This window comes from Bacillus clarus (genome assembly GCF_000746925.1).
GTDB classification, from domain to species: Bacteria; Bacillota; Bacilli; order Bacillales; family Bacillaceae_G; genus Bacillus_A; species Bacillus_A clarus.
In genome coordinates this window covers 192,322-212,565 of sequence record NZ_JMQC01000008.1, presented here as the reverse complement: position 1 = coordinate 212,565, position 20,244 = coordinate 192,322, and the positions used below count along the sequence as shown (strand labels likewise).

Sequence of the window (20,244 nt, the reverse complement as noted above, 5' to 3'; positions counted from 1 at the left end):
GTTGCACATCATATAAGGATTTACAAAAAGATAGATATTCCCCCTCTTTCCGAGACAACTATTAAGTATTACCATAACGAAATAAAGGGATTCCGACTTTTAACTCATAACTCTTTTTTATTTAAGTAAAAAAATCTTAGCGTGCTTATTTGCGAACCTGCGATTTTTTATGTCAGGTTATATTAACCATATCCCCTCTCACTGTTCACTGATTTGTCGTAATTTTTTGTAAATAGGGCATTATTGATTTGGAAAATCATGCTAAAGTATAAACAAATAAAAGGAATATATATTCCTTTTATTTGAATTTTAGTAAACTGAAAGGGGGGGACTAAAATGAAATTTGAAAAACCTGCAACGAAACAATCTCAAATTGCAGCCTGTATGATTACTCCATTTAAAGCAAGAGTAGTAACTGCTTGCTGGAACCAATACCTAATGGCAGTGTAATGAAAACTAAAAAAAGAGAATCTCTATGTTAGTGGAAATTCTCTTTTTTATCAGACATTTGGAGGGATTACATGTATCCATATATTAATGATTACTGCAGGATCATCCAAAGTTATGATGGTGGGTCTGCAATACTGCTGCGTGACAATCAATTTATTAAACACGATTTTAATCGCACAGGGTATGAAATCATCGAATTATGTACTGGGGAAAAAACAGTTGATGAAATAATTGAGAGCTTCAGATCTAAGTATTCGTTAGATGAAGAAGACACAAAGACAATAACCCAGTTTTTGAATGAATATAAAAAGTATGGAGTTATTCAAATGGGTTCTGAAAAATGGGAGCGACGTCCAAGGGTATATGGGAATCAGAATATTATCACACCGATTTCCGTATCCATGGAGCTAACGAATCAATGTCAACTCAATTGCATTCATTGTTTCAATTCCTCGGGAAGCGCAAAAAGCGAAGAAATGGGGATCAGAAAATTTATAGAATTGGCCAATGACTTTGTCAATTTGGGTGTAACCGGTTTCTTTATTACTGGCGGCGAACCTTTTTTAAAAAGGGATGTTAATGAACTGGTTGATTTTCTTGGAAAAAATGCAGTTACCGCAACATTCGCCTCTAATGTAGTTTCAATAAGCGAGAGGACGATGGACTTGCTGGAGAAATATCCTAATTTAGGAATACAAGTCAGTTTGGATGGGTTAGAGGAAAATCATGATTTTATCAGAAATGTAAAAGGTGCTTTCCAAAAATCTGTGAACAATATTAAAAAAATGACACAAAGAGGTATTTCCGTTGCAGTTTCCTATACAATGAATGACTATAATACAAACGATTTACCTGCCTTAATAGAATTATGCAAAAATATTGGCTGTGAAGGCATAAACATCGGTTTAACCTCAAATTCCGGAAGGGCCAAGGAAAATCACGTTCCGACAGAAGTGGCAAATAATTTTGCCGAAATCCTTCAGTCATCCAATAAACAGTATAGTACGGAAGACTTTTTTGTTGGCTTGGACATTTGTGAGAAAAAAGTCAGCACCGTGATGGACCAAATTGAACATCCAAATAAATGCGGCGCCGGATACAATGCACTGCATGTCATGCCAAATGGAAATATTACCCCTTGTCCAGCCGTTCCTGATATCGTGCTAGGAAATGTCTTCGAAAAGGAATTATTGGAGATCTTGCATTTTGACAATATTAAGTATTCAATGATGTTGCCGACTCCTGTGAAAAGATTATGCGGTTCCTGTGAATTATATGATCAATGCGGAAATTGTATCGCATCCATGCTCGATCAGCCTGAAGAGGTATGCCATGTACAACGATACTTGCAAAAAGCTTGAGCGGAATTCCATGTTCAATGAGGCTCGTAATGCACCTGATCGCTTCCTGCTTTTTAGCCATTCACGGAATACAATCATGATTGATTCCAGCTTTATCAACCGTGACTTTTCTGATGAAGGGCAGTTTTCTTTGCAAATTCTCAATCAGAATAAGATTGAGAATTTCATTTATTCCCTGGATGTCTTGCTTGAATATTTATTTAAGGAATGTCAATTGTCACAAAACATAATTCAACGATTGCATGCACAAATGAATTCAACCGGACACTTGATTGAAAATGGAATCTTACAGGATATACAGCGATGGATCCACTCAACTGATCAAATGTTTCATTGTGAAACAAAAATAGCAATTGAAACTGTCAGCAACAAAAAATCGCTATTTGATTCTGACTCCTTAGCTGGCTTGCAGGAGGAAGCATATTATATTATTTCCTATAATATTGATCAATTTGGCATCAATATTATCAGTGATTTCCAAGTTATTGAAAGAATCAGCAAAGATAGTATTCATAGCGTATTGGCGGCAATAAAGAATGAAATCAATTGGTTCCATTCTGCAAAGAAATCATTATCAAAGGATCTAGATTCTTGTGAAGTGGTCTTTAACAGCTACTCATCAGGACTATTTTTTCACGAATTTTTAGGCCATTTTTTAGAGACTGATCATTTTTTTCGGTCTCCATTAAATAGGGAAAAGGTATGGAAATTCAGCCGAGAACTTACAATCTTTGAAAATTATCTCACATTGGAAACCTTTGATGATAACGGCGACCCCATCACAAAGAACATTCCATTGATAAGGAACGGGGAAATCCTCGATTTGCTTAGCAGCCGCTCGGACCAGCAACATTCTCATAATACCGGCAATGGGCGCAGAGAAAATCCAAAAATGCCGGTGATTACCAGGATGCGGTCCATGTTTGTTCAACCTGGAAGGACTTCGGAAGAGAATCACATTAAAACCATTAACAAGGGAATCTATATACATAAAATCGGAATGGGCGAAGTCAACATTTTTACAGGTGATTTTTCGGTCGAAGTATCTCAAGCTAGTCTAATAGAATCAGGCAAGTACACAGCGCCACTCGAACCGTTTCATCTGTATCTGGATATCAGGCATTTTTTTGATAAAGAGATTATCTTTTGCAGCAATAGTAATGAATATCATAGCCTCTGCGGTAAAAAAGGGGCGACCGTCAAAGTCAAATATATCTCTCCGTCTATCATTATTAAGGGGCTGGGCAATGCAATTCATTAATAAAGTGTTCACCATTTCATATCATAAGTTTTATAAAAGAGAATTTTGGGAAAGCCTTATGGAACATTCACCATTCGATAGGACTAATCCTTTTTGGCATATATGCGAAGAATTTGTTTCAACTTTCCACTCAATGATGATAGGAAGAAACTTACAAGTGGATGACTATCAGGTTTCCTTTTCCTTTAGCGAGGATGGACAATTGGACATGATCCAACTTTATTGTTTCCTTGTGGAAGAAGATGTTGAGATTAACACTGCAGTTATTAAAAACGATAAACATGCCATCAAAAAGGTTGAAGCTTTTCTAAATAGCTTGATGGAACGCAACATACCCAAACAAACCTGCCAGCGAAGCCATTATCGCTATTTATTGATTGAGCAAAGAGAATTAACAACCCTGCTAAATCTGCTTTATCAATATATCTGTAACAGTAAAATCAAGATTACAAGGCAAAATGAAAATGATACGATTGAGTTTTTTGTTTATGATCATTTATCGGGTACTGAGAAGAAAGAGGAATTATTTTCAGCACAACTAATAGAAAGTTATCAACCCATGAGAAGCATAACAAAAATTGAAAGAGTTGCTACGAATAGGACGATCAGAGAAGATGACCTCGATAAAGTTCTGATACTGAAGGAAATCGTCAATTACTCAACCATTTTGAATTTCTATAACGGCCATCTCAATATAGTCGGGAAAGCTGTTCCCTATCAAGATGGTAGTAGCAATCTAAAATCGCTGTTCCCGTTTCAATTCAATGATCTCATAAAAAATTATAAAATATTGGATGGTCATCAAGGATTCTTGTTGGAATTCTAATTCCAATGTTAGAATTCTATTATTATTTTTCGGGAAGTGAAGATATGATTCAATTAGATTCAATTTCAAAATCGTATGGGGATAAGAAGGTATTGAATGGAATTACCTTCGAATTCAGGCCGGGAAACATTTATGGATTAATTGGACGTAATGGAGCAGGCAAAACAACATTACTAAAAATTTTGATGAGGATCATTAGGAACCATGAGGGAAATGTTTTATTTCATGGCGATAATATTAACACTGTGGATACCCTTGATCTCCCCTTCGTCTTTATTGGTGATACGCCTGTTTTATACCAGGATCTAACTGCTCGTGAACAAATGCTTTTCATTTGTAAACTAAATAAACTATCAAAAGAGGAGGGAATCGAAAAAATACAATACCTAGCAAAACAGCTAAAACTGGAAGAATATATGGATTATTATCCACGAAGTGTTTCAAGAGGAACCTTGCAGCGCATCAATATTGCCATTGGAATGCTGCGAGAGTCGAATGTCTATTTCTTCGATGAACCATTCATCACCCTAGATCCCGTACAAGTTGATACTGTTGAGCAGATGTTCCTGAATCACAAATCAACAACCAGGATTCAAATCATTTCGAGCCATGATTTAGACAGTTTGGAAACCATTTGTGATAAATACTTGATTTTGAAGGATGGCCAATTATTGGAGTTTGAACCGGGAACCTTAGATCGAAAACAAATCACTAAATTGATAGGCGATAGCTATGATGGTTGATTCAGTCTATTATTTAAGCCTCAATAAAGTAAGACAGTACATTCGACTGATAAAAAAGAACAAATTTAATGCGTTCTTTTTTTTATTGTTGCTCGTATTTTTTCTCCCATTGTCCGTGGAGTTATTTCAAGCGCATGAAAATCTTGTTATGAAGTGGTTTCCAATTGCTTTGTTTGCTTACAGTTTGGCAAAGGTCTTTCAAAATAATCCTATTATGAATATCCCGTTCCAGATCTTTGAAATGAAGATTCTTTCTTTAAATAGCCTAAAACTGCACATTTTTCTTAAAACGGTTGCTTCTTCTCTATTTATTGCAACAGTCTTGCTGATCTTGAAGGCAGATTTCACGCCTATTCTGTTTGTAGCGCTTATCGCCAACAGCTTAGCCAACTATATTGGATTTATTAAATATCAGATTGCCTCAATAAAACTGTATTCCATCTTGTCCATTTCTATACTGGCCATTTTGCTCTCAGTGCAAGTTTCAAACAGTTGGCCATCCATCCTTCTCTTTCTGGCTATGGTGGTCCATTTGATTCTCATCAAATCATTTAAATATGATTATTTATACTCATATTACCGAATCATGGGCACAATGTTTCAAGGGTTGATCAATCAGGATTTTTCACAAATCGCATCAGCTCAAAACGAGTTGCTAAAAAATAATAAGGTTTCCAAGCATAGGATTATGGAAAATCTTTATGATTCTATGTTTTTCACAGCAAAAGAAGTGACAAGAGTCTTGTTTAATCTTAAAGGTCTCCTAAATATTTGCATTTTCACTTTTATTATAGGGTTTATTTCTTATTTTTACATTGAGTCACAAATGGTGCACCTTGGTCTATTTATTACCGATTTAATTTTAATTGAGGCCTTTCTTTCAAAACTAAATAAAACAGAATTTACGACCATCACAACGGGGTTTTATCTGCCGATTCATCTAGCCACAATCATTAAACAAAAATGGATGATACAGGCACTTATCGTTTTGCTTTCACTAATTACCGGATTTTTTATTTTTGGGGATATGAATCCGTTGGCCATGCTAATCGTCGTTCCTTTAATTCCATTACGAAATATCATTTTTAATTTTACAAACTCCAAGCCGGTAAAAATAGCAATGTATGTTTTTGGAGCAGCGATATTCGGCTCCCTGTATTTTTTCTAGAAAAATTCCCCGTTGGAGAACTTCTGTTTGGCACACCTCCCAATTGCAAATTCTATTGGGAGGTGAAGTTTTTTATAAGGGGAGGCCACCACATCTCCATCAACTTAAGAATTTTATAACACCCCCAAAACGAATTTTTTATCTCTCTACAATTATTTATTTGAATTCGACTCGTTTTTTTCGTTTTAAGGGAGTTTTGTTTTGTTAGCTTGATAGCGATGGGGTGATACCCCTATTATAAAATTTCAGTAAAGGAATGATTCTAGTTGGAAAAATCCCGAAATCCAGAAACAGTACATAAACCAGTAGCATCATATGTACATCAAATAAAGGTAACAGGTCCCAATAAATGGCTCACATTATCAGGTCAATTAGGCATGGAAATAGATGGAACGGTTCCAGATAATCCATTGGAGCAGTTACAATTTGGCTCTAGATAATATTAGAAGAAATCTTGAGGCTGCTAATATGAACGTAGAAGATTTAACAAAGATGGTAGGGTTCTTTTCTTTTATTATTTTAATCTTTTCATTTGATGATCTTTTCCCCATTCACATAGTTCATCCATAATTTGCATTAAAGATTTTCCGTATTCACTTATTGTGTATTCAACCTTTGGTGGCACTTCTTGATATACAGTACGATGGATAATCCCGTCAGATTCAAGTTGCCGGAGTTGTTGTGTGAGAACTTTTTGTGTAATGTTTGGAATTTCTCGTTTAATTTCATTTGTTCGCTTTTTTCCCTCAATAAGAACACATAAAATATGAACTTTCCATTTTCCCCCGATCACTTCGAGTGTCGTTGCAATTGGGCAGTCATTATTTTGACTCATATAACACCTCCATAGGTACTTCAAGGTTCCTATAGTACTTGAAAGTACGTACTTTTCAATTATATGTAACTCATTCATACTAATACTAAAGGTTTTGATTTATTTATAAGGGGGAAGAGAAATAATGAGAACACTTGTAATTGTAGCACATCCTGATATTGAAAAATCTCGAATTAATAAAAGATGGGTAGAAGAACTAGAAAAATATTCGGATGAAATAACAGTACATGAATTATATAAAGCGGCACCGAATTGGGAGTTTAATGTTGAGCAGGAACAACAGTTGTTAGTAGAGCACGATCGATATATATTTCAATTTCCGTTCTATTGGTATAGCTCACCACCATTATTAAAGAAATGGTTTGATGATGTATTAACGTATGGATTTGCTTATGGATCAAAAGGGGATAAAGTGAAAGGAAAAGAATTTGGTGTAGCTATTTCTATAGGAGGATTAGAAAAAGACTATAGAAATAGCGGGAATGGTTCACTTACAATGAATGAGTTAACGAAACCTTTTCAAGCTACTTGTTTATATACAGGAATGGAGTTTATACCTTCCTTTTATTTATACGGTGCCGAATATGAAATTAGTGATGAAGAGATTGAAAAAAGTGCACCTGAGTATGTGAAATATGTGATGAACAAGGAATATTCTAATATATAAGGAAAAATAGCCATTTACTTATTAAGTAGATGGCTATTTTTTTGTTTATTTAAATTCATTAAGTTTAATCTTTAGTAAATTAATAATTAATTTGATAAAATAAAAACTTAATAAATAAAAAGGGGAGTTTTACTTGCGTACAATGCAACGATTATTACAAAAAAGAGCAACACAATCACCAAATATGGAAGCGCTTGTTGGGGGAAAGAAAAGATATTCATTTCAACAATATAATGAACGCGTAAATCAACTTGCACATTACTTGTTGGAGAGCGGTGTGCAAAGAGGAGATCGTATAGGAATCTTATGCAAAAATAATCATCCATTTCCAACAATTATGATGGCAAGTTTAAAAATTGGAGCGGTATTTATTCCACTTAATCATCAGCATACCGCTTATGAATTAGAGACAATCGTAAAAGAAGCGAAGTTAAAAGCATTATTTATTGATGATGAATGTAATGAAATGTTATCAAAAGTTGAGTCAGTTAAAGAAATTCCTTATGTGATTGAAACGACGAAAGAAGGATTCGGTTCTTTCGAATTAAGATTACAAGAACAGCCAATAACGGAACCGAATGTGGAAGTTCATGAAGACGATGATGCTATTTTCTTGTTTACTTCTGGAACAACTGGCCAGGCAAAAGCATGTGTGATTGGCCATAAAAACTTACATTATTATTTTACCGAGATTGCGGGCCAAAGAGAAATTCCAGCAGGTGAACGTTTTCTATCAGTGCATCCACTATTTCATATGAGTGGTGTACTTTCTATATTGAATTGTATTTACCATGGTATCACGATGATTTTCCTAGCTGATTCGAATCCTGCTCTTATTTGGGATACGATTGAAGAAGAGAAAATTACAACTATGCTTGCATTTCCAGCAGTTTATAGCTATATGCTTGATGAATTAAATAAAAAAGAGCGTAACATTTCGACCTTTAAAGTAGCACAAAGCGGTGGTACAAAAGTATCGGAAACGATTATTCAAAAATATATGAAAAAGGGAATATACATGGTGCAAGGCTATGGTAGTACAGAAGGTTGGGTCGTTAGTTCATGGCATCCAAATATGGGAGAAGAAAAAATGTCATCTGTAGGAAAAACGCTTAAACATGTTGAGTTGAAAATCGTTCACCCAGAAACAGGTGAGGAACTATCAACAAATGAAGTTGGAGAGATTCATGTAAGAAGTCCGTATATGTTTAAAGGATATTGGAATAATGAAAAGGCGACAAGAAAGGTAGTAAAAGATAATTGGTTTAACATGGGTGATGCCGGTATGATTGACGAAGAGGGATTTTTACATATTATGGGGAGATACAAAGATGTCATTGTATACGGTGGTGATAATATTTACCCAGATCAAGTAGAAGAAGTCATTCATGAAATAAATGGTGTTTTAGAAGTTGCAGTAGTTGGGGTTCCAGATGACTTTTGGGGAGAGATTCCAAAAGCTTATATTGTGAAGGACATTCAAACATTATTAACAGGAGAAGATATTATTCAACATTGCAAAGAGAAACTAGCAAGTTACAAAATACCAGAAGTAATATTTGTTGAAGACCTACCGAAAAATGCTTTAGGAAAAGTATTAAAAAGAGAGTTAAAGGGCGCTGTTCTTGTAAAATAAAGAGCTAGTTATTAAAAGATGAAAGATCCAGTTATGTATAAAGCATAACTGGATCTTTGTTTATAAAAAACATAATAATTTACTAGATTTTGTATTTTGTGTAAGATAATAAAGAATATTCGATTAATAATTAAAGGAAGAGATATAAATGAAGCTGCCGCTATTACAAGTAGAGACAGAGAGACTCATTATCCGTCCGTTTCAAAAAGAGGACTATGAAAGTTGGCTAGATGGATTCAATAAGAGGTTACCGACTCAATATAAATACGATGATGGCTACCATGATATGTCGTCTTCAACAAAAGAATGGTTCACAGAATGGATAAGAGGTTTGGATGAAGCTGCATATCGAGATGAGATGTACGTTTTAGGTGTTTTTCGGAAAGAAGATGGCGCGAATATTGGTAAAGTTGAATTGATTAAAATTTTGCGTATGGACTATCAATGGGCAATGATGGGGTACTCTATTCATAATCAATATTGGAAAAATGGCTATGGAATAGAAAGTGTAAAAGCAGCGCTACCATTGTTTTTTAATAGCCTCCAGTTTCACCGAATTGAATTGCATATAAATGTCGATAATGAGCCGTCGATCCGTCTTGCGAAGAGGGCGGGGTTTTCCATCGAATGTAAGAGGAAGGCGTTTTCCCTTGAAAATAGTAAGTGGGTAGATTTTCTCATTTATTATAAAAACAAATTGGAGAAAGAATAAGGGGATGTACGTATGAAAGTGCTTATTACGGGTGGGAATCGTGGGTTAGGATTTTACGTTGTAGACTTCCTACAACAACCTCATATCTTCAGTTTTCAATGAGCTATTTGTATAAAGAAATGATACGACAGATAAATATGTTTTGCTATGCAAAAAGCTAATTCATCTCCCACCCATTTGTTGGTGCTATACACCTTCACATAAATTGAGGAAGGAGTCTTCTTGGCTAAGAATGATAAAATTTTTTAAGAGGAATAGGGGATTAGGAAATGAAGAAAGTAAACGTAGTGCATTATGATGCATTTAGTAATAAACCGAATATGGGAAATCCAGCAGGTATTGTATTAAAAGCAGAGGGATTAGTAGAAGAGGAAATGCAGCATATTGCTGAAAAGGTCGGATTTAACGAAACAGCTTTTGTTCTTCCTTCAGAAGTAGCAGATGTAAGAATTCGTTATTTTACGCCTGGCCATGAAAATGATTTATGCGGCCATGCAACAGTAGGGACTATATATGCACTTCACGAAAGAGGTTTATTAGAAGGGAAATATAATCTCACAATTGAAACGAAGGCAGGAATTTTACCAATACATATAGGTGTGAATGAAAATGGAGAAACCTTTATTAAAATGAGACAAGCAACACCTCAGTTTCAAAGTTTTACAGGTTCAAAAGAAGCATTAGCCCACAGTATTGGTCTTGAAGTGAATGATTTAGATGAAGACTTACCAATTGTATATGGAAGTACTGGTATTTGGACTTTACTTGTACCTATTAAAAATCTTGATGCATGCCAGAGAATGAAACCTAATAATAACGAATTTCCATCTGTGTTAAAAGAGATGCCAAAGTCGGCCATTCATCCACTTTGTTTAGAAACGTATGATATAGAAGCGCAAATACATGGTCGTCACTTTTCATCACCTTATTCTGGTACGATTGAAGATCCAGTGACAGGGACCGCTTCTGGTGTGATGGGAGCATATTATGCAACATACTTAGAGAAAGATTTTAATAATGGACTGAAGTTAATTGTTGAACAAGGACAGGAAATCAATAAAGATGGTCGTGTAACTGTTTATGTAACGAAAAATCTAGCAAAAGAGAATTTACAAATAGATATTTCTGGAACTGCAGTATATGTAAAAGAGTTTGAAATTTCAATTTAAAAGAAGAAAGTTCGGCACGTAACCGAACTTTCTTTATCTGTTCAACACTTCAATATATGAAGCATTTCCATTCGTCCTAATTGTGGAACGGAAATTTTTATTTTCTAATGTTTCAGCAACCTGTTTTAGTTGCTGTGCATCATCATGATGGATGAGTAAGCTATCTACTCCACTTTCTTCTATATGAATATGTTCAATGTTACCAATCGCCTCATGAACCGCTTGTAAAAAATCGGGTTTCATATTTGTCCTCCTATGTGTATGTATATTTGTTATATAGTATTTCCTTATTTTTGAAATATAAAAGTGAACGTTGGAATTATAAGAAAGGAGAAATACAAATGAATATAACACAGTTTAAAGAACATATTACATTGCTTTTTGGAGAGCATCTTCATAAATACGGTGATGACGAGTATGGTTTTACTCAAATTAGTAAAGAGGAATTTCACAAAATAGGTTACACAACAAATTTGACGCTAGAAACAATTGAAGAAGCATACCGAAATGGTGTCGATATGATACTTACACATCATGTACCGTGGAGTTTTTTATTCGGTATGGAAGAGGCGTGTATTGAGAAATTAAAACAATATGAAATGAATCATTTTTGGATTCATTTACCGTTAGATTTCGTAAAGTTTGGCACGTGTACGTCGTTATTTAACGAAATTGGGATAGATGCAATACTGGAATACTCCAAGTATGAGGAAGAAGAGCTACCGGGAATAGGAGAATATGAAGAAGCGATTCCATTTTCAAAATTAGTTGAAAAACTTGAAGAGAAAATGGAAGAGAAAGTGAAGTGTTGGAAAAATCATGACAGGCCGGTGAAACGGATTGCGATTTTAACTGGTGCAGGAAACAATACAAACCTTATTGAGCGTGCACTAGAAAAAGGTTGTGACACATATATAACAGGAGAGAAAACATTATATACGGTGCAACATACGAAATTTAAAGGGATTAATTTGATTGTAGGTAGTCATACGTTTACAGAAGTGTTTGGTGTAGAAAGTTTAGCTTGTAAATTAAAAGAAATGAATCCAGCAATAGAAATTATTAGATTGTATGAAGAACATTTGGAGTGAGGAAAATGGTAACGATATACGCAAATTATGGGGAATCAAAAGTGAAGTTAACATGGAAAAAGGATGTTTGTTCAGCCGGAAGAAGTTGAATTATATTATCATAAGTGGAATGAAATGTGTGCTGAAATATTGAAGTCGGCATTAGCAAGCTTTAGAAAACAGAAATTATTATTTGCTATATTAAGATGTTAGAAGGTTTTTTTATATATTTGTCAAATAGTAATAAGGTTGTCTTTTAAATTGAGGGAATATTCGTAATTAAGGATGGGAGAAATGGATATTTCAGAAATCGCTGAACATCTAGTTGCTAAGAAGGTTATTTCACATGATCCGGAAAGTTTTAAAGTGTTGAACGGAGGAACGACAAGTACAGTATATTTGTTGGAAGGAAAGTATGTTGTAAAACTAAATGAGCCAAAAGTGATACGTGAAGAGACATATTTCCTTCGTTTTTATGAAAGTAATCATTTATTTCCAAAGCTTTTGTATAAGGATCCTTTAAATAGATATATTGTGTATTCCTTTCTTGTGGGGACTACTTCGTGCGACCTCGGACATAAGCGCAGTACACTTTGTACACTGGTAAAGGAAGTTATTAATAAGTATGAAATAGTTCCAGAGATAGATGAATGGGGTTGGAAGGATACCCCTGCTCAATCTTGGACAGCATTTTTATTAACAAATGTAATGGAAGCTCATGAAAAATTGAGACAGTACATAAATGATGAAGAGTATCAGCTTGTTCTTAAACTTGTAAATAGTCCAAATAGAGGTGCTGGAATAAAAAGACCATTTTTATTACACGGGGATCTTGGATTACATAATTTTATATTTCAAGAAAATAAGCTATACGGTGTTATAGACCCTTTACCGGTTCTAGGGGATCCTATATATGATTTGATTTACGCGTTCTGTTCAACTCCGGAAGATTTAACAAAAGAAGCAATTGGTTATGCGCTGGAACAAAGTGTATTTCGTAAAATAGAACGAGATTTATATGAGGAAATAATCATAGGTTTATATTTGCGTATGGATACGTGTATAAGACACCACCCAAAAGATTTAGAAGATTACTTAATAGCTTGGCGTTATTGGATAAACGAAATGAGTTTGTCTATATTAAGGGAGTTCAATGGCGAAAATGAGACGACTTTATAGCACTTAATTTTCATATATTTTGGGGAGGTAGAGAAATGAACGTTTCAGAAGCAAAAAGAGATTTAGCGCAAAAAACGAAGAGAGGTCTTCCTGTTGTGTTAGCGGGGCTATTATTTTGGATCATAGCAACTATAACAGGTGTTCTTCTTTCAGAGAAGCAAGTCGTGTGGGTATATTTAATAGGTATGGGGTGTGTGTTTCCTTTCGGCTTAATGTTAGCAGCGGTATTCAAAATTGATATGTTCGCAAAGGGGAACCTGTTAGGAACACTAGGTGGAGTAATTGGTGCGATAAATGTGCTGAATATTCCGCTTGTATTGCTCGCATATTTTCAAATCCCACAATGGTTACCTTTTGTAGTGGCAGTTTTAGTAGGAGTTCATTTTTTACCGTATGTATGGATATATGAGAGTAAAAGTTATGGGGTATTGTCAGTGGGAACTGTATTAGTGACGTCAGTTTGCGGGATTTTCTTTGCAGAAAAAGGGTTCATTGTAATACCAATTGCAGTTTCAATCGTTTATTTAGTTACTCTTATGAGCTTATCAATTGAAAATAGAAAAGCAGAAAATCAACAAAATGGTCAAAAGACAGCTTAATAGAAAATAAATAGAGATAGGAGAATATTTATGGAAAATTTCATTTGTACAACATGTGGTGTGCAGTATGCAGCTAGTTTAGAGGAACCAGCAAATTGTTTTATTTGTAATGAGGAGAGACAATATATTAATCCGCAAGGGCAATTTTGGACGACTCTAGAAAGCTTGCAAACTAGTTATACATACAAAAATGAAATCACCCAGGAAGAAAAGGGACTTTATAGTATTACGACAAAACCAGAATTTGCGATCGGTCAAACGGCATACGTAGTAAAAACAGAATCGTATCGTTTACTATGGGATTGCATTACTTACTTAGATGAAACGACAATTGAGAAGGTAAAAGAGTTGGGCGGATTAGATGCGATTGTACTATCTCATCCACATTATTATTCAACACAAGTGGAATGGGCAGAAACATTTGATGTACCAATTTATATACATGAAGATGATAAACAGTGGGTAATGCGTCCGAGTAATCATATTGTTTTTTGGACTGGGGAGACTTTACAATTAGCTGATGGAATAACGGTTCATCGTTTAGGAGGGCACTTTAAAGGTGGCTCTGTATTACATTGGGAACAAGGGAATGACGGAAAAGGAATTTTATTAACAGGTGATATTATTCAAGTTGTAGCAGATCAACAGTGGGTGAGCTTCATGTATAGTTACCCTAATCTAATTCCACTACCTGCAAGGAAAGTGGAGGAAATGGCTAATCGAGTAAAGCCGTTACAGTTTAATCGTCTATACAATGCTTTTCACCGGGTAGTAAAAGAAAATGCGAATGAGTCAGTTGAACGTTCTGCTGAAAGATATATTGAAGCGTTAGAAGGAAAGTTATTTCATACGTAAAAGGAGAGCTAGCCTAATGAAAACATTCGTCTGTTTTGGCGATAGTATTACAGCTGATGAAACATTTTTTGATGGGACGAAAAGATTAACACCACGTTTGCAAGAAATGTTTCCGAATTGGAAAGTGGTTAACGCGGGTGTTCCAGGTGATAATACGTTCGATGCGTTGAAAAGGATTGAAGCGGACGTTTTATCTTATAAACCGGACTTTGTTACAGTTTTTCTCGGTACAAATGATGCAGTCACTTTTGATCAAGTACCATTACAAGTTTATAAAGAAAACTTAGAGGAGATTGTGAGCAGAATTTCCCCAGAGAAAGTATTGTTTATTAGTCCTGCGCCAGTTGATGAGGAAAGACAACATAATAGAACAAATAAAATACTCAGCCAGTATGCAGAAGTGGTAGAGGGAGTAGCAAGAAAAACAGGAAGTCATTTTTTAAATTTGTATGCTGAAATGATTCAAGAAAAAGAGTATAAAAGATTCATAGAAGATGAAGAGAAAGATGGATTGCATTTTGGTCCAGAAGGTTATGAGTATTTAGCGAAGTTAATTGGAGAGAAGTTAAAAGGGATTTTATAAAAAGCAAAGCGCAGGGCGCTTTGCTTTTTTACTGTTTCTTTCTTGGTCTACGTACTAATTCACCACCACAGTTAGGACAAATGTGTTTTCCTTTTTCCGTGCAGGGTGCACAAAATGTACATTCATAAATACAAATGTATGCTTCTGAATCTGTTTGAAGAGAAGTATTGCAAGTTTGACAGTGTGCTTTCATTTCTAATGCCATCGTTGTTCCTCCTATTATGCGAATGTTTATAATTAAATGATAATACAAAATGAAGAATTTAACATTTCCGATTGAAAGGATATGTGAGGATTAAATTAGCATTTGAAATGAAATGTGCTAGTTTATTTGTAAATTGATTATTTTGTGCAATTAGAATATTATAAAATGGTCAAATGGCAACAGGGGGTATAAGTTTTGGTTGAGAAAAACGATTATTTTAATATGCAAGAGGATATAAACCATAATAGTTTACGAGCAGATTGTGAAAAGTGTTTCGGATTGTGCTGTGTGGCACTACCGTTTGCGGCTTCAGTAGATTTTGCGGTGAATAAAGATGCTGGCAAGCCTTGTTTAAATTTACAATCCGACTTTAAATGTAGTATACATACTAATCTTAGAAAGAAAGGTTTTAAAGGTTGTACTGTTTTCGAATGTTTCGGTGCGGGACAAAAGATTTCTCAAGTTACGTTTAAGGGAATTGATTGGCGGAAAGATGCCGAGCATGCGAAGAAAATGTATGATGCTTTTCCAATTATGCACCAGCTTCATGAAATGCTTTGGTATTTGAAGGAAGCCATTTTATTAAAAGCGACGCGAACGATTCATAAAGAGCTTAGCCAAGCAATTGAAGAGACGGAACGCCTATCGAATTTAAGTCCAGATGAGTTAATGAAAGTATATGTTCCATTACACCGAGCAGAAGTAAATGTTCTACTTTTACAAACGAGTGAACTAGTTTGGAAGGAAGCAAATTCTATAGGTACGAAAAGAAGGAAAAGAATCGAACACCGCGGAGCAGACCTTATGGGAGCGAATCTTAAAAAGAGAGATTTAAAGGGAGCGAATTTAAGAGGGGCTTACTTGATTGCGGCTAACTTGCAAGATGCGGATTTAAGAGGAGCGGACCTAATAGGTGCTGACTTACGAGATGCAGACATTAGAGGAGCTAACCTTACAGATAGTATTTTTCTTACACAAGTCCAGATTAATGCAGCGAAAGGGGACAAACATACGAAATTGCCGAAATTATTGTCCCGTCCAGCGCATTGGACTGCGTAAAGAGTATGGAGTGAACAGGCAGAGACTAAATCTCTGCCTGTTTTTTACTTCTATTATTTTTTCTTTTCAAATGTAGTAATTAGTACGCTAATTATTATGAGACTACCACCAATAAAAAAGTTACTGTTTAATGTTTCGTTTAAAAGTAGCCAGCCTAGTAATGATCCTACAAGAGGTTGAAAAAAGAAAAATAGTGAACCGATGCTAGCGTCCATTAGTTCTAATCCTTTATTCCAGAGAAAAAAAGCTCCTGCTGTTGAGACGATACCTAAGTAAAGGATGCCTAATAGTATATACATATTTACAGTTGCAATAGGATTTGATTGTAATTCCCAAATCATACATGGCGTAATAAAGAATAGGGAAAAGAATATTGCGTACGTTGTAATGATTAGAGATGAAAACCGGTTAGAAGCAACTTTTACATAAATGGATAATAAAGCCCACGTAATAGCAGCCCCAACTAAAATAATGGTACCAATAAAGTAGGAACCAATTTCTATATCCCATCCAATGACGATAATGACACCTATTGTCGCTACAACGGTAGAGAGTAGTCTACGAGCAGTTAACTTTTCTTTTAAAATGAAAGCAGCAAAGACTACCATAAAGGCGGGTGTAGCTGACGTTACTAAAGAGCCTGTATGAGCATCAGATAATTTTGTTCCGATAAACTGACATGTAATTGAAATGAAGTACCCAATGAATCCGATCCAAGCGAATAGTAGCCAATCTTTTTTGTGGATGGTTATTTTTTTCTTTTGTTTTTTTTCAGTTATTTTCAAAATTAAATATAAAACAACAAAAGCGATAATAAAACGTAGCCAAACGAGTGTAAGTGGTGGGATAAAGTTGAGTACATATTTGCTAACAACGTACATACCACCCCAAATACTTGCAGCTAGTGATAAACATATAGCTCCTAAAATCATTTGTTTCATTTTGTAATACCTCCGTCTATTTATAGGGTTATTAAGACTTCCCTAAGACGAGGCATAATGTATTTGTCATATAAATGCCCGTCTTAGTTTATAGACGGCCTACTGGTTGATCATTTTCGAATGAAGTGTTGTAGTACATATACATGCTCCTTTCTGTAAGATGCTTTATAATTAAATTATAACTTAATTTTCAGATTATTGGAGGGTGTTATGAAATATATTGTTATTCAATCGCATGAAAGTAATTATCCAGATCCGATTTGTTTAGAAAAGGGGGATGTAGTTTTTATTGGGGAGAAGTACAAGGGACCTGAAAATTGGGATAACTGGGTGTATTGTTGTGAAGAGAAATATAATCGAAAAGGTTGGGTGCCAGAACAAATTATAAGAAGAGGTACCGGAGAGGCTGGAATAATTACAGAACAATATACGGCAAAAGAATTGAATGTAAATAGTGGAGAGATGCTTCAGGGAGATAGGGAACTGAATGGATGGATATGGTGCGTGAAAATAGAGGGGGAAGCAGGCTGGGTGCCAAAACAAAGCTTAGCGCGATATAAGTAAGGATAGAACAAAAATTTTATAGTTCGGATTTAGTCCATGGAATGATGCGATAAGAAAACGGAAATTACAAATTAGTCCAACGCTTTCTAAAGCTAGCAAAGTTGCAGGAATGGGTACACATCATATCATTACGCCTGAACGATTAGAGGAATGGTATAGAGAATTAGCTATAGGCACAAAAGATTTACGTTTAAGTAATACGTATCGCTATGCTTTTTTATAAAATGATGACCACCATGCGATGGTTTCTTCAATGCCTGTATTTATATCGTATTTCGGTTGCCATCCTACTTCATTTTTTAACCGTTCAACATGAGCTCCAACAAATAAAGGTTCATCTTTAGGGAAAGGAATAGCACCTAGTTTAATTAAATTTTCTTTCCTCATTTTTTTTGCGATGATAGAAGCTAGTTCTTTTATTTGTATAGAACGGCCAGAAGCAATATTTACAGTGCCTGTTATATGACTGCTTAATAATGTGACAAGAGCATCAGCAACATCGCTCACATGGAGGAAGTCTCGATATTGTTCCCCATGTGTACATAACGCTTCTTTATTTTGTAGGAGTGAAGTAATAATGTTGGAAATAAGACGATTGCCTTGTTCATATGGTCCATATAAATGAAAAATTCTACCCCAACACATGCTGAGGTCAATTTGCTCAGAGTAAGATTGTAACCAAGAACGCAATGTGTTTTTACATAATGAATAAGGGTTTTTATAGGAGAGAAGTCGAGAATCTTCAAGTAGTATACCATTAATCCATTCGTACTCTGCACCTGTACCAGCTACGATAACTCTTTCACCACCACAAGTTGCAAAATGCTGAATTAATGAAATGCTAGATTGTAGCCAATAAAAATTATTGATAGATTCATAGCATTTTGGCGGGACGGCTTCCCACGCTAAATGAATAAGGTGAGATGCTTTAATTTGATGAATCAGTTTTTGAACTTCTTCCTCATTTAATAAGTTTACTTTATGCCAATGGCAGGAAATATTAGAAGGCTTATTTCGATTATAGGTGGCATGTACTTCATATCCCATGTTCACTAATGTATTTACTACGTATTTCCCAATCCATCCATTTCCGCCAGTTACAAGAATTTTCTTCATGGCTCAATCACTTCTATTTTTGGAACAGCAACTACAAATTTTCCGCCCCATTCACTTATGAAGGAACATTCCTCTATAATCTCTTCTTTCAAATTCCACGGTAAAATAAGGATATAATCAGGTTTTGTACGTTTTATTTCTTCAGGGGATTTGACTGGAATACGAGTTCCAGGTAAAAGTAACCCTTGTTTATGTGGGTTTTTATCGACTGTATAAGCAAGAAATTCTTTTCCGATACCACAATAATTTAAAAGAGTGTTTCCTTTAGCGGGAGCTCCATAACCGATAATTTGTTTGTTTAAAGATTGTGCTTCAATAAAAAATTTTAAAATATCCATTTTCAATTGTTTTATTTGTTTAGGAAAATGAAGATAACGGTCTAATTTATGCAATTCATGATCTGTTTCTTTTTGAATTAATTTTGCAACGTTTGAACGGATTCTCACATTTTTACTTGTATGTTTTATGAATAATCGCAAGGATCCACCATGTGTGGAAAGCTCTTCTACGTCTATAACTTGTAGTTTATGATGAAGTAAAATTTGTTGAATACAGATGAGTGAAAAATAGGAAAAATGTTCGTGATAAATCGTATCAAACTGCTTAAAAGATATGAGGTTTAATAGGTGCGGAAATTCAATGGTAATTACGCCATCTGGCTTTAATATGGTTTTTAATCCGGCGATAAAATCGTGCAAATTAGGAACGTGGGCTAATACATTGTTAGCGATAATTAAATCAGCTTGCAGATTTTCTATTAGTAATTTTTTGGCTAAATCATTACCGAAAAAGCTTGTTCTAGTGGGTATTCCTTTTTGAATAGCGACTTTTGCGACATTTTTTGCGGGTTCTACTCCTAATGTACGAATGTTTTCTTTTTGAAAATATTGTAATAAATATCCATCGTTGCTTGCGATTTCAATCACTTGTGAATGTGGAGTTAAACTGAAACGTTTAATCGCCATTTCAACATATTGTTTCGCATGCAATAGCCAACTAGACGAAAATGAGCTGAAGTATAAATAGTCATGAAAAATATTTTGGGGTGATTCGAATTCATCTAGTTGCACAAGTAAGCAATTGCTACAAATAAACGTATGCAATGGGTAGAAAGGTTCCATTTTATATAGATTTTCCGGAGCTACAAATGAGTTAGCGAGCGGGGAAACACCTAAATCTAAAAAAGTATCTGTCAATAATGAATGACAGAAACGACATTTTTTCTGTGACATTTTTATAGCTCCT

General features: G+C 35.0%; 21 protein-coding genes and 3 pseudogenes. 18 read left to right on the top strand and 6 right to left on the bottom strand.

Annotated elements, in window-relative coordinates; genetic code table 11:
* The first annotated feature begins 521 nt into the window (after positions 1–521).
* The 6 genes and pseudogenes from DJ93_RS01820 to DJ93_RS01795 all read left to right on the top strand — a co-directional run.
* Positions 522–1,811: a radical SAM/SPASM domain-containing protein gene (locus DJ93_RS01820; protein WP_042978923.1), complete on the top strand. Its 1,290-nt coding sequence runs from the start codon at positions 522–524 to the stop codon at positions 1,809–1,811.
* Positions 1,783–3,072, top strand: a complete 1,290-nt coding sequence (locus tag DJ93_RS01815) for a metallopeptidase TldD-related protein (RefSeq protein WP_042978922.1) — start codon at positions 1,783–1,785, stop codon at positions 3,070–3,072. The genes DJ93_RS01820 and DJ93_RS01815 overlap by 29 nt, the downstream gene beginning before the upstream one ends.
* Complete coding sequence (locus DJ93_RS01810; RefSeq protein WP_042978921.1) at positions 3,059–3,898, top strand: hypothetical protein; 840 nt, start codon at positions 3,059–3,061, stop codon at positions 3,896–3,898. The genes DJ93_RS01815 and DJ93_RS01810 overlap by 14 nt, the downstream gene beginning before the upstream one ends.
* A 44-nt stretch (positions 3,899–3,942) precedes the next feature.
* A complete protein-coding gene (locus DJ93_RS01805; protein ID WP_042978920.1) occupies positions 3,943–4,641 on the top strand; it encodes an ATP-binding cassette domain-containing protein in 699 nt (232 codons plus the stop codon).
* Positions 4,631–5,809 carry a hypothetical protein gene (locus DJ93_RS01800; RefSeq protein WP_152569951.1) on the top strand — a complete coding sequence of 393 codons (1,179 nt, stop codon included), beginning with the start codon at positions 4,631–4,633 and terminating at the stop codon, positions 5,807–5,809. Before DJ93_RS01805 ends, DJ93_RS01800 begins: the two co-directional genes overlap by 11 nt.
* 266 nt (positions 5,810–6,075) lie before the next feature.
* Positions 6,076–6,307: pseudogene (locus DJ93_RS01795) on the top strand (RidA family protein); the annotation flags it as partial.
* A gap of 16 nt (positions 6,308–6,323) precedes the next feature.
* Here the strand turns inward: DJ93_RS01795 and DJ93_RS01790 are convergent.
* A complete protein-coding gene (locus tag DJ93_RS01790; protein ID WP_042978918.1) occupies positions 6,324–6,644 on the bottom strand; it encodes a winged helix-turn-helix transcriptional regulator in 321 nt (106 codons plus the stop codon).
* Positions 6,645–6,768: 124 nt separating this feature from the next.
* Here DJ93_RS01790 and DJ93_RS01785 point away from each other — a divergent pair, with 124 nt between their 5' ends.
* The 4 genes from DJ93_RS01785 (at position 6,769) to DJ93_RS01770 (ending at position 10,828) form a co-directional block, all read left to right on the top strand.
* Positions 6,769–7,311, top strand: a complete 543-nt coding sequence (locus DJ93_RS01785) for an NAD(P)H-dependent oxidoreductase (protein ID WP_042978917.1) — start codon at positions 6,769–6,771, stop codon at positions 7,309–7,311.
* 133 nt (positions 7,312–7,444) lie between these two features.
* A complete protein-coding gene (locus tag DJ93_RS01780) occupies positions 7,445–8,947 on the top strand; it encodes a class I adenylate-forming enzyme family protein (protein ID WP_042978916.1) in 1,503 nt (500 codons plus the stop codon).
* A gap of 148 nt (positions 8,948–9,095) precedes the next feature.
* A complete protein-coding gene (locus DJ93_RS01775) occupies positions 9,096–9,659 on the top strand; it encodes a GNAT family N-acetyltransferase (protein WP_042978915.1) in 564 nt (187 codons plus the stop codon).
* A gap of 269 nt (positions 9,660–9,928) precedes the next feature.
* A complete protein-coding gene (locus DJ93_RS01770) occupies positions 9,929–10,828 on the top strand; it encodes a PhzF family phenazine biosynthesis isomerase (protein WP_042978914.1) in 900 nt (299 codons plus the stop codon).
* Positions 10,829–10,861: 33 nt separating this feature from the next.
* Here the strand turns inward: DJ93_RS01770 and DJ93_RS01765 are convergent, their stop codons facing one another.
* Complete coding sequence (locus DJ93_RS01765) at positions 10,862–11,071, bottom strand: hypothetical protein (RefSeq protein WP_042978913.1); 210 nt, start codon at positions 11,069–11,071, stop codon at positions 10,862–10,864.
* Positions 11,072–11,169: 98 nt separating this feature from the next.
* On the opposite strand from DJ93_RS01765, the gene DJ93_RS01760 reads away from it, so the two are divergent.
* From DJ93_RS01760 to DJ93_RS01740, 5 genes are all read left to right on the top strand, one after another.
* A complete protein-coding gene (locus DJ93_RS01760) occupies positions 11,170–11,919 on the top strand; it encodes a Nif3-like dinuclear metal center hexameric protein (RefSeq protein WP_042978912.1) in 750 nt (249 codons plus the stop codon).
* A gap of 273 nt (positions 11,920–12,192) precedes the next feature.
* The gene (locus DJ93_RS01755; protein WP_042978911.1) at positions 12,193–13,077 is read left to right on the top strand and encodes an aminoglycoside phosphotransferase family protein; all 885 of its coding nucleotides are present in this window, start codon (positions 12,193–12,195) and stop codon (positions 13,075–13,077) included.
* A 35-nt stretch (positions 13,078–13,112) separates the two neighbouring features.
* Positions 13,113–13,676 (top strand): DUF7010 family protein, encoded by a 564-nt coding sequence (locus DJ93_RS01750; protein WP_042978910.1) that lies wholly within the window; start codon positions 13,113–13,115, stop codon positions 13,674–13,676.
* 30 nt (positions 13,677–13,706) lie between these two features.
* A complete protein-coding gene (locus tag DJ93_RS01745) occupies positions 13,707–14,531 on the top strand; it encodes an MBL fold metallo-hydrolase (protein ID WP_042978909.1) in 825 nt (274 codons plus the stop codon).
* Between the two features lie 16 nt (positions 14,532–14,547).
* The gene (locus tag DJ93_RS01740; RefSeq protein WP_042978908.1) at positions 14,548–15,114 is read left to right on the top strand and encodes an SGNH/GDSL hydrolase family protein; all 567 of its coding nucleotides are present in this window, start codon (positions 14,548–14,550) and stop codon (positions 15,112–15,114) included.
* Positions 15,115–15,142: 28 nt separating this feature from the next.
* On the opposite strand, the gene DJ93_RS01735 is transcribed toward DJ93_RS01740, so the two are convergent.
* Positions 15,143–15,319, bottom strand: coding sequence for a DUF1272 domain-containing protein (locus tag DJ93_RS01735; protein WP_042978907.1), 177 nt, complete (start codon positions 15,317–15,319; stop codon positions 15,143–15,145).
* Positions 15,320–15,541: 222 nt separating this feature from the next.
* On the opposite strand from DJ93_RS01735, the gene DJ93_RS01730 reads away from it, so the two are divergent.
* The gene (locus tag DJ93_RS01730; RefSeq protein WP_042984100.1) at positions 15,542–16,378 is read left to right on the top strand and encodes a pentapeptide repeat-containing protein; all 837 of its coding nucleotides are present in this window, start codon (positions 15,542–15,544) and stop codon (positions 16,376–16,378) included.
* A gap of 53 nt (positions 16,379–16,431) precedes the next feature.
* On the opposite strand, the gene DJ93_RS01725 is transcribed toward DJ93_RS01730, so the two are convergent.
* Positions 16,432–17,319 (bottom strand): DMT family transporter, encoded by an 888-nt coding sequence (locus DJ93_RS01725; RefSeq protein WP_042978906.1) that lies wholly within the window; start codon positions 17,317–17,319, stop codon positions 16,432–16,434.
* A 210-nt stretch (positions 17,320–17,529) separates the two neighbouring features.
* On the opposite strand from DJ93_RS01725, the gene DJ93_RS01720 reads away from it, so the two are divergent.
* Positions 17,530–17,883, top strand: a complete 354-nt coding sequence (locus DJ93_RS01720; protein WP_042978905.1) for an SH3 domain-containing protein — start codon at positions 17,530–17,532, stop codon at positions 17,881–17,883.
* A 22-nt stretch (positions 17,884–17,905) separates the two neighbouring features.
* Positions 17,906–18,106: pseudogene (locus tag DJ93_RS29880) on the top strand (glycosyltransferase family 2 protein); the annotation flags it as partial.
* Here DJ93_RS29880 and DJ93_RS01715 read toward each other — a convergent pair.
* Both DJ93_RS01715 and DJ93_RS01710 read right to left on the bottom strand, forming a co-directional pair.
* Positions 18,051–18,999 (bottom strand): annotated as a pseudogene (locus tag DJ93_RS01715) (NAD-dependent epimerase/dehydratase family protein). The pseudogenes DJ93_RS29880 and DJ93_RS01715 sit on opposite strands and share 56 nt — an antisense overlap.
* Entirely contained in the window at positions 18,996–20,231 is a 1,236-nt protein-coding gene (locus tag DJ93_RS01710) for a class I SAM-dependent methyltransferase (protein WP_042978904.1), read from the bottom strand. The pseudogene DJ93_RS01715 and the gene DJ93_RS01710 overlap by 4 nt, the downstream one beginning before the upstream one ends.
* Positions 20,232–20,244: the final 13 nt, after the last annotated feature.

What these genes read in the sequence shown, in the direction of transcription:
- DJ93_RS01800 (WP_152569951.1), top strand. Translation starts at nt 4,631, where the DNA reads ATGATGGTTGATTCAGTCTATTATTTAAGCCTCAATAAAGTAAGACAG.
- DJ93_RS01755 (WP_042978911.1), top strand. Translation starts at nt 12,193, where the DNA reads ATGGATATTTCAGAAATCGCTGAACATCTAGTTGCTAAGAAGGTTATT.
- DJ93_RS01815 (WP_042978922.1), top strand. Translation starts at nt 1,783, where the DNA reads ATGTACAACGATACTTGCAAAAAGCTTGAGCGGAATTCCATGTTCAAT.
- DJ93_RS01760 (WP_042978912.1), top strand. Translation starts at nt 11,170, where the DNA reads ATGAATATAACACAGTTTAAAGAACATATTACATTGCTTTTTGGAGAG.
- DJ93_RS01735 (WP_042978907.1), bottom strand. Translation starts at nt 15,319, where the DNA reads ATGGCATTAGAAATGAAAGCACACTGTCAAACTTGCAATACTTCTCTT.
- DJ93_RS01770 (WP_042978914.1), top strand. Translation starts at nt 9,929, where the DNA reads ATGAAGAAAGTAAACGTAGTGCATTATGATGCATTTAGTAATAAACCG.
- DJ93_RS01730 (WP_042984100.1), top strand. Translation starts at nt 15,542, where the DNA reads ATGCAAGAGGATATAAACCATAATAGTTTACGAGCAGATTGTGAAAAG.
- DJ93_RS01765 (WP_042978913.1), bottom strand. Translation starts at nt 11,071, where the DNA reads ATGAAACCCGATTTTTTACAAGCGGTTCATGAGGCGATTGGTAACATT.
- DJ93_RS01820 (WP_042978923.1), top strand. Translation starts at nt 522, where the DNA reads ATGTATCCATATATTAATGATTACTGCAGGATCATCCAAAGTTATGAT.
- DJ93_RS01745 (WP_042978909.1), top strand. Translation starts at nt 13,707, where the DNA reads ATGGAAAATTTCATTTGTACAACATGTGGTGTGCAGTATGCAGCTAGT.
- DJ93_RS01725 (WP_042978906.1), bottom strand. Translation starts at nt 17,319, where the DNA reads ATGAAACAAATGATTTTAGGAGCTATATGTTTATCACTAGCTGCAAGT.
- DJ93_RS01720 (WP_042978905.1), top strand. Translation starts at nt 17,530, where the DNA reads ATGAAATATATTGTTATTCAATCGCATGAAAGTAATTATCCAGATCCG.
- DJ93_RS01805 (WP_042978920.1), top strand. Translation starts at nt 3,943, where the DNA reads ATGATTCAATTAGATTCAATTTCAAAATCGTATGGGGATAAGAAGGTA.
- DJ93_RS01750 (WP_042978910.1), top strand. Translation starts at nt 13,113, where the DNA reads ATGAACGTTTCAGAAGCAAAAAGAGATTTAGCGCAAAAAACGAAGAGA.
- DJ93_RS01775 (WP_042978915.1), top strand. Translation starts at nt 9,096, where the DNA reads ATGAAGCTGCCGCTATTACAAGTAGAGACAGAGAGACTCATTATCCGT.
- DJ93_RS01710 (WP_042978904.1), bottom strand. Translation starts at nt 20,231, where the DNA reads ATGTCACAGAAAAAATGTCGTTTCTGTCATTCATTATTGACAGATACT.
- DJ93_RS01810 (WP_042978921.1), top strand. Translation starts at nt 3,059, where the DNA reads ATGCAATTCATTAATAAAGTGTTCACCATTTCATATCATAAGTTTTAT.
- DJ93_RS01740 (WP_042978908.1), top strand. Translation starts at nt 14,548, where the DNA reads ATGAAAACATTCGTCTGTTTTGGCGATAGTATTACAGCTGATGAAACA.
- DJ93_RS01790 (WP_042978918.1), bottom strand. Translation starts at nt 6,644, where the DNA reads ATGAGTCAAAATAATGACTGCCCAATTGCAACGACACTCGAAGTGATC.
- DJ93_RS01785 (WP_042978917.1), top strand. Translation starts at nt 6,769, where the DNA reads ATGAGAACACTTGTAATTGTAGCACATCCTGATATTGAAAAATCTCGA.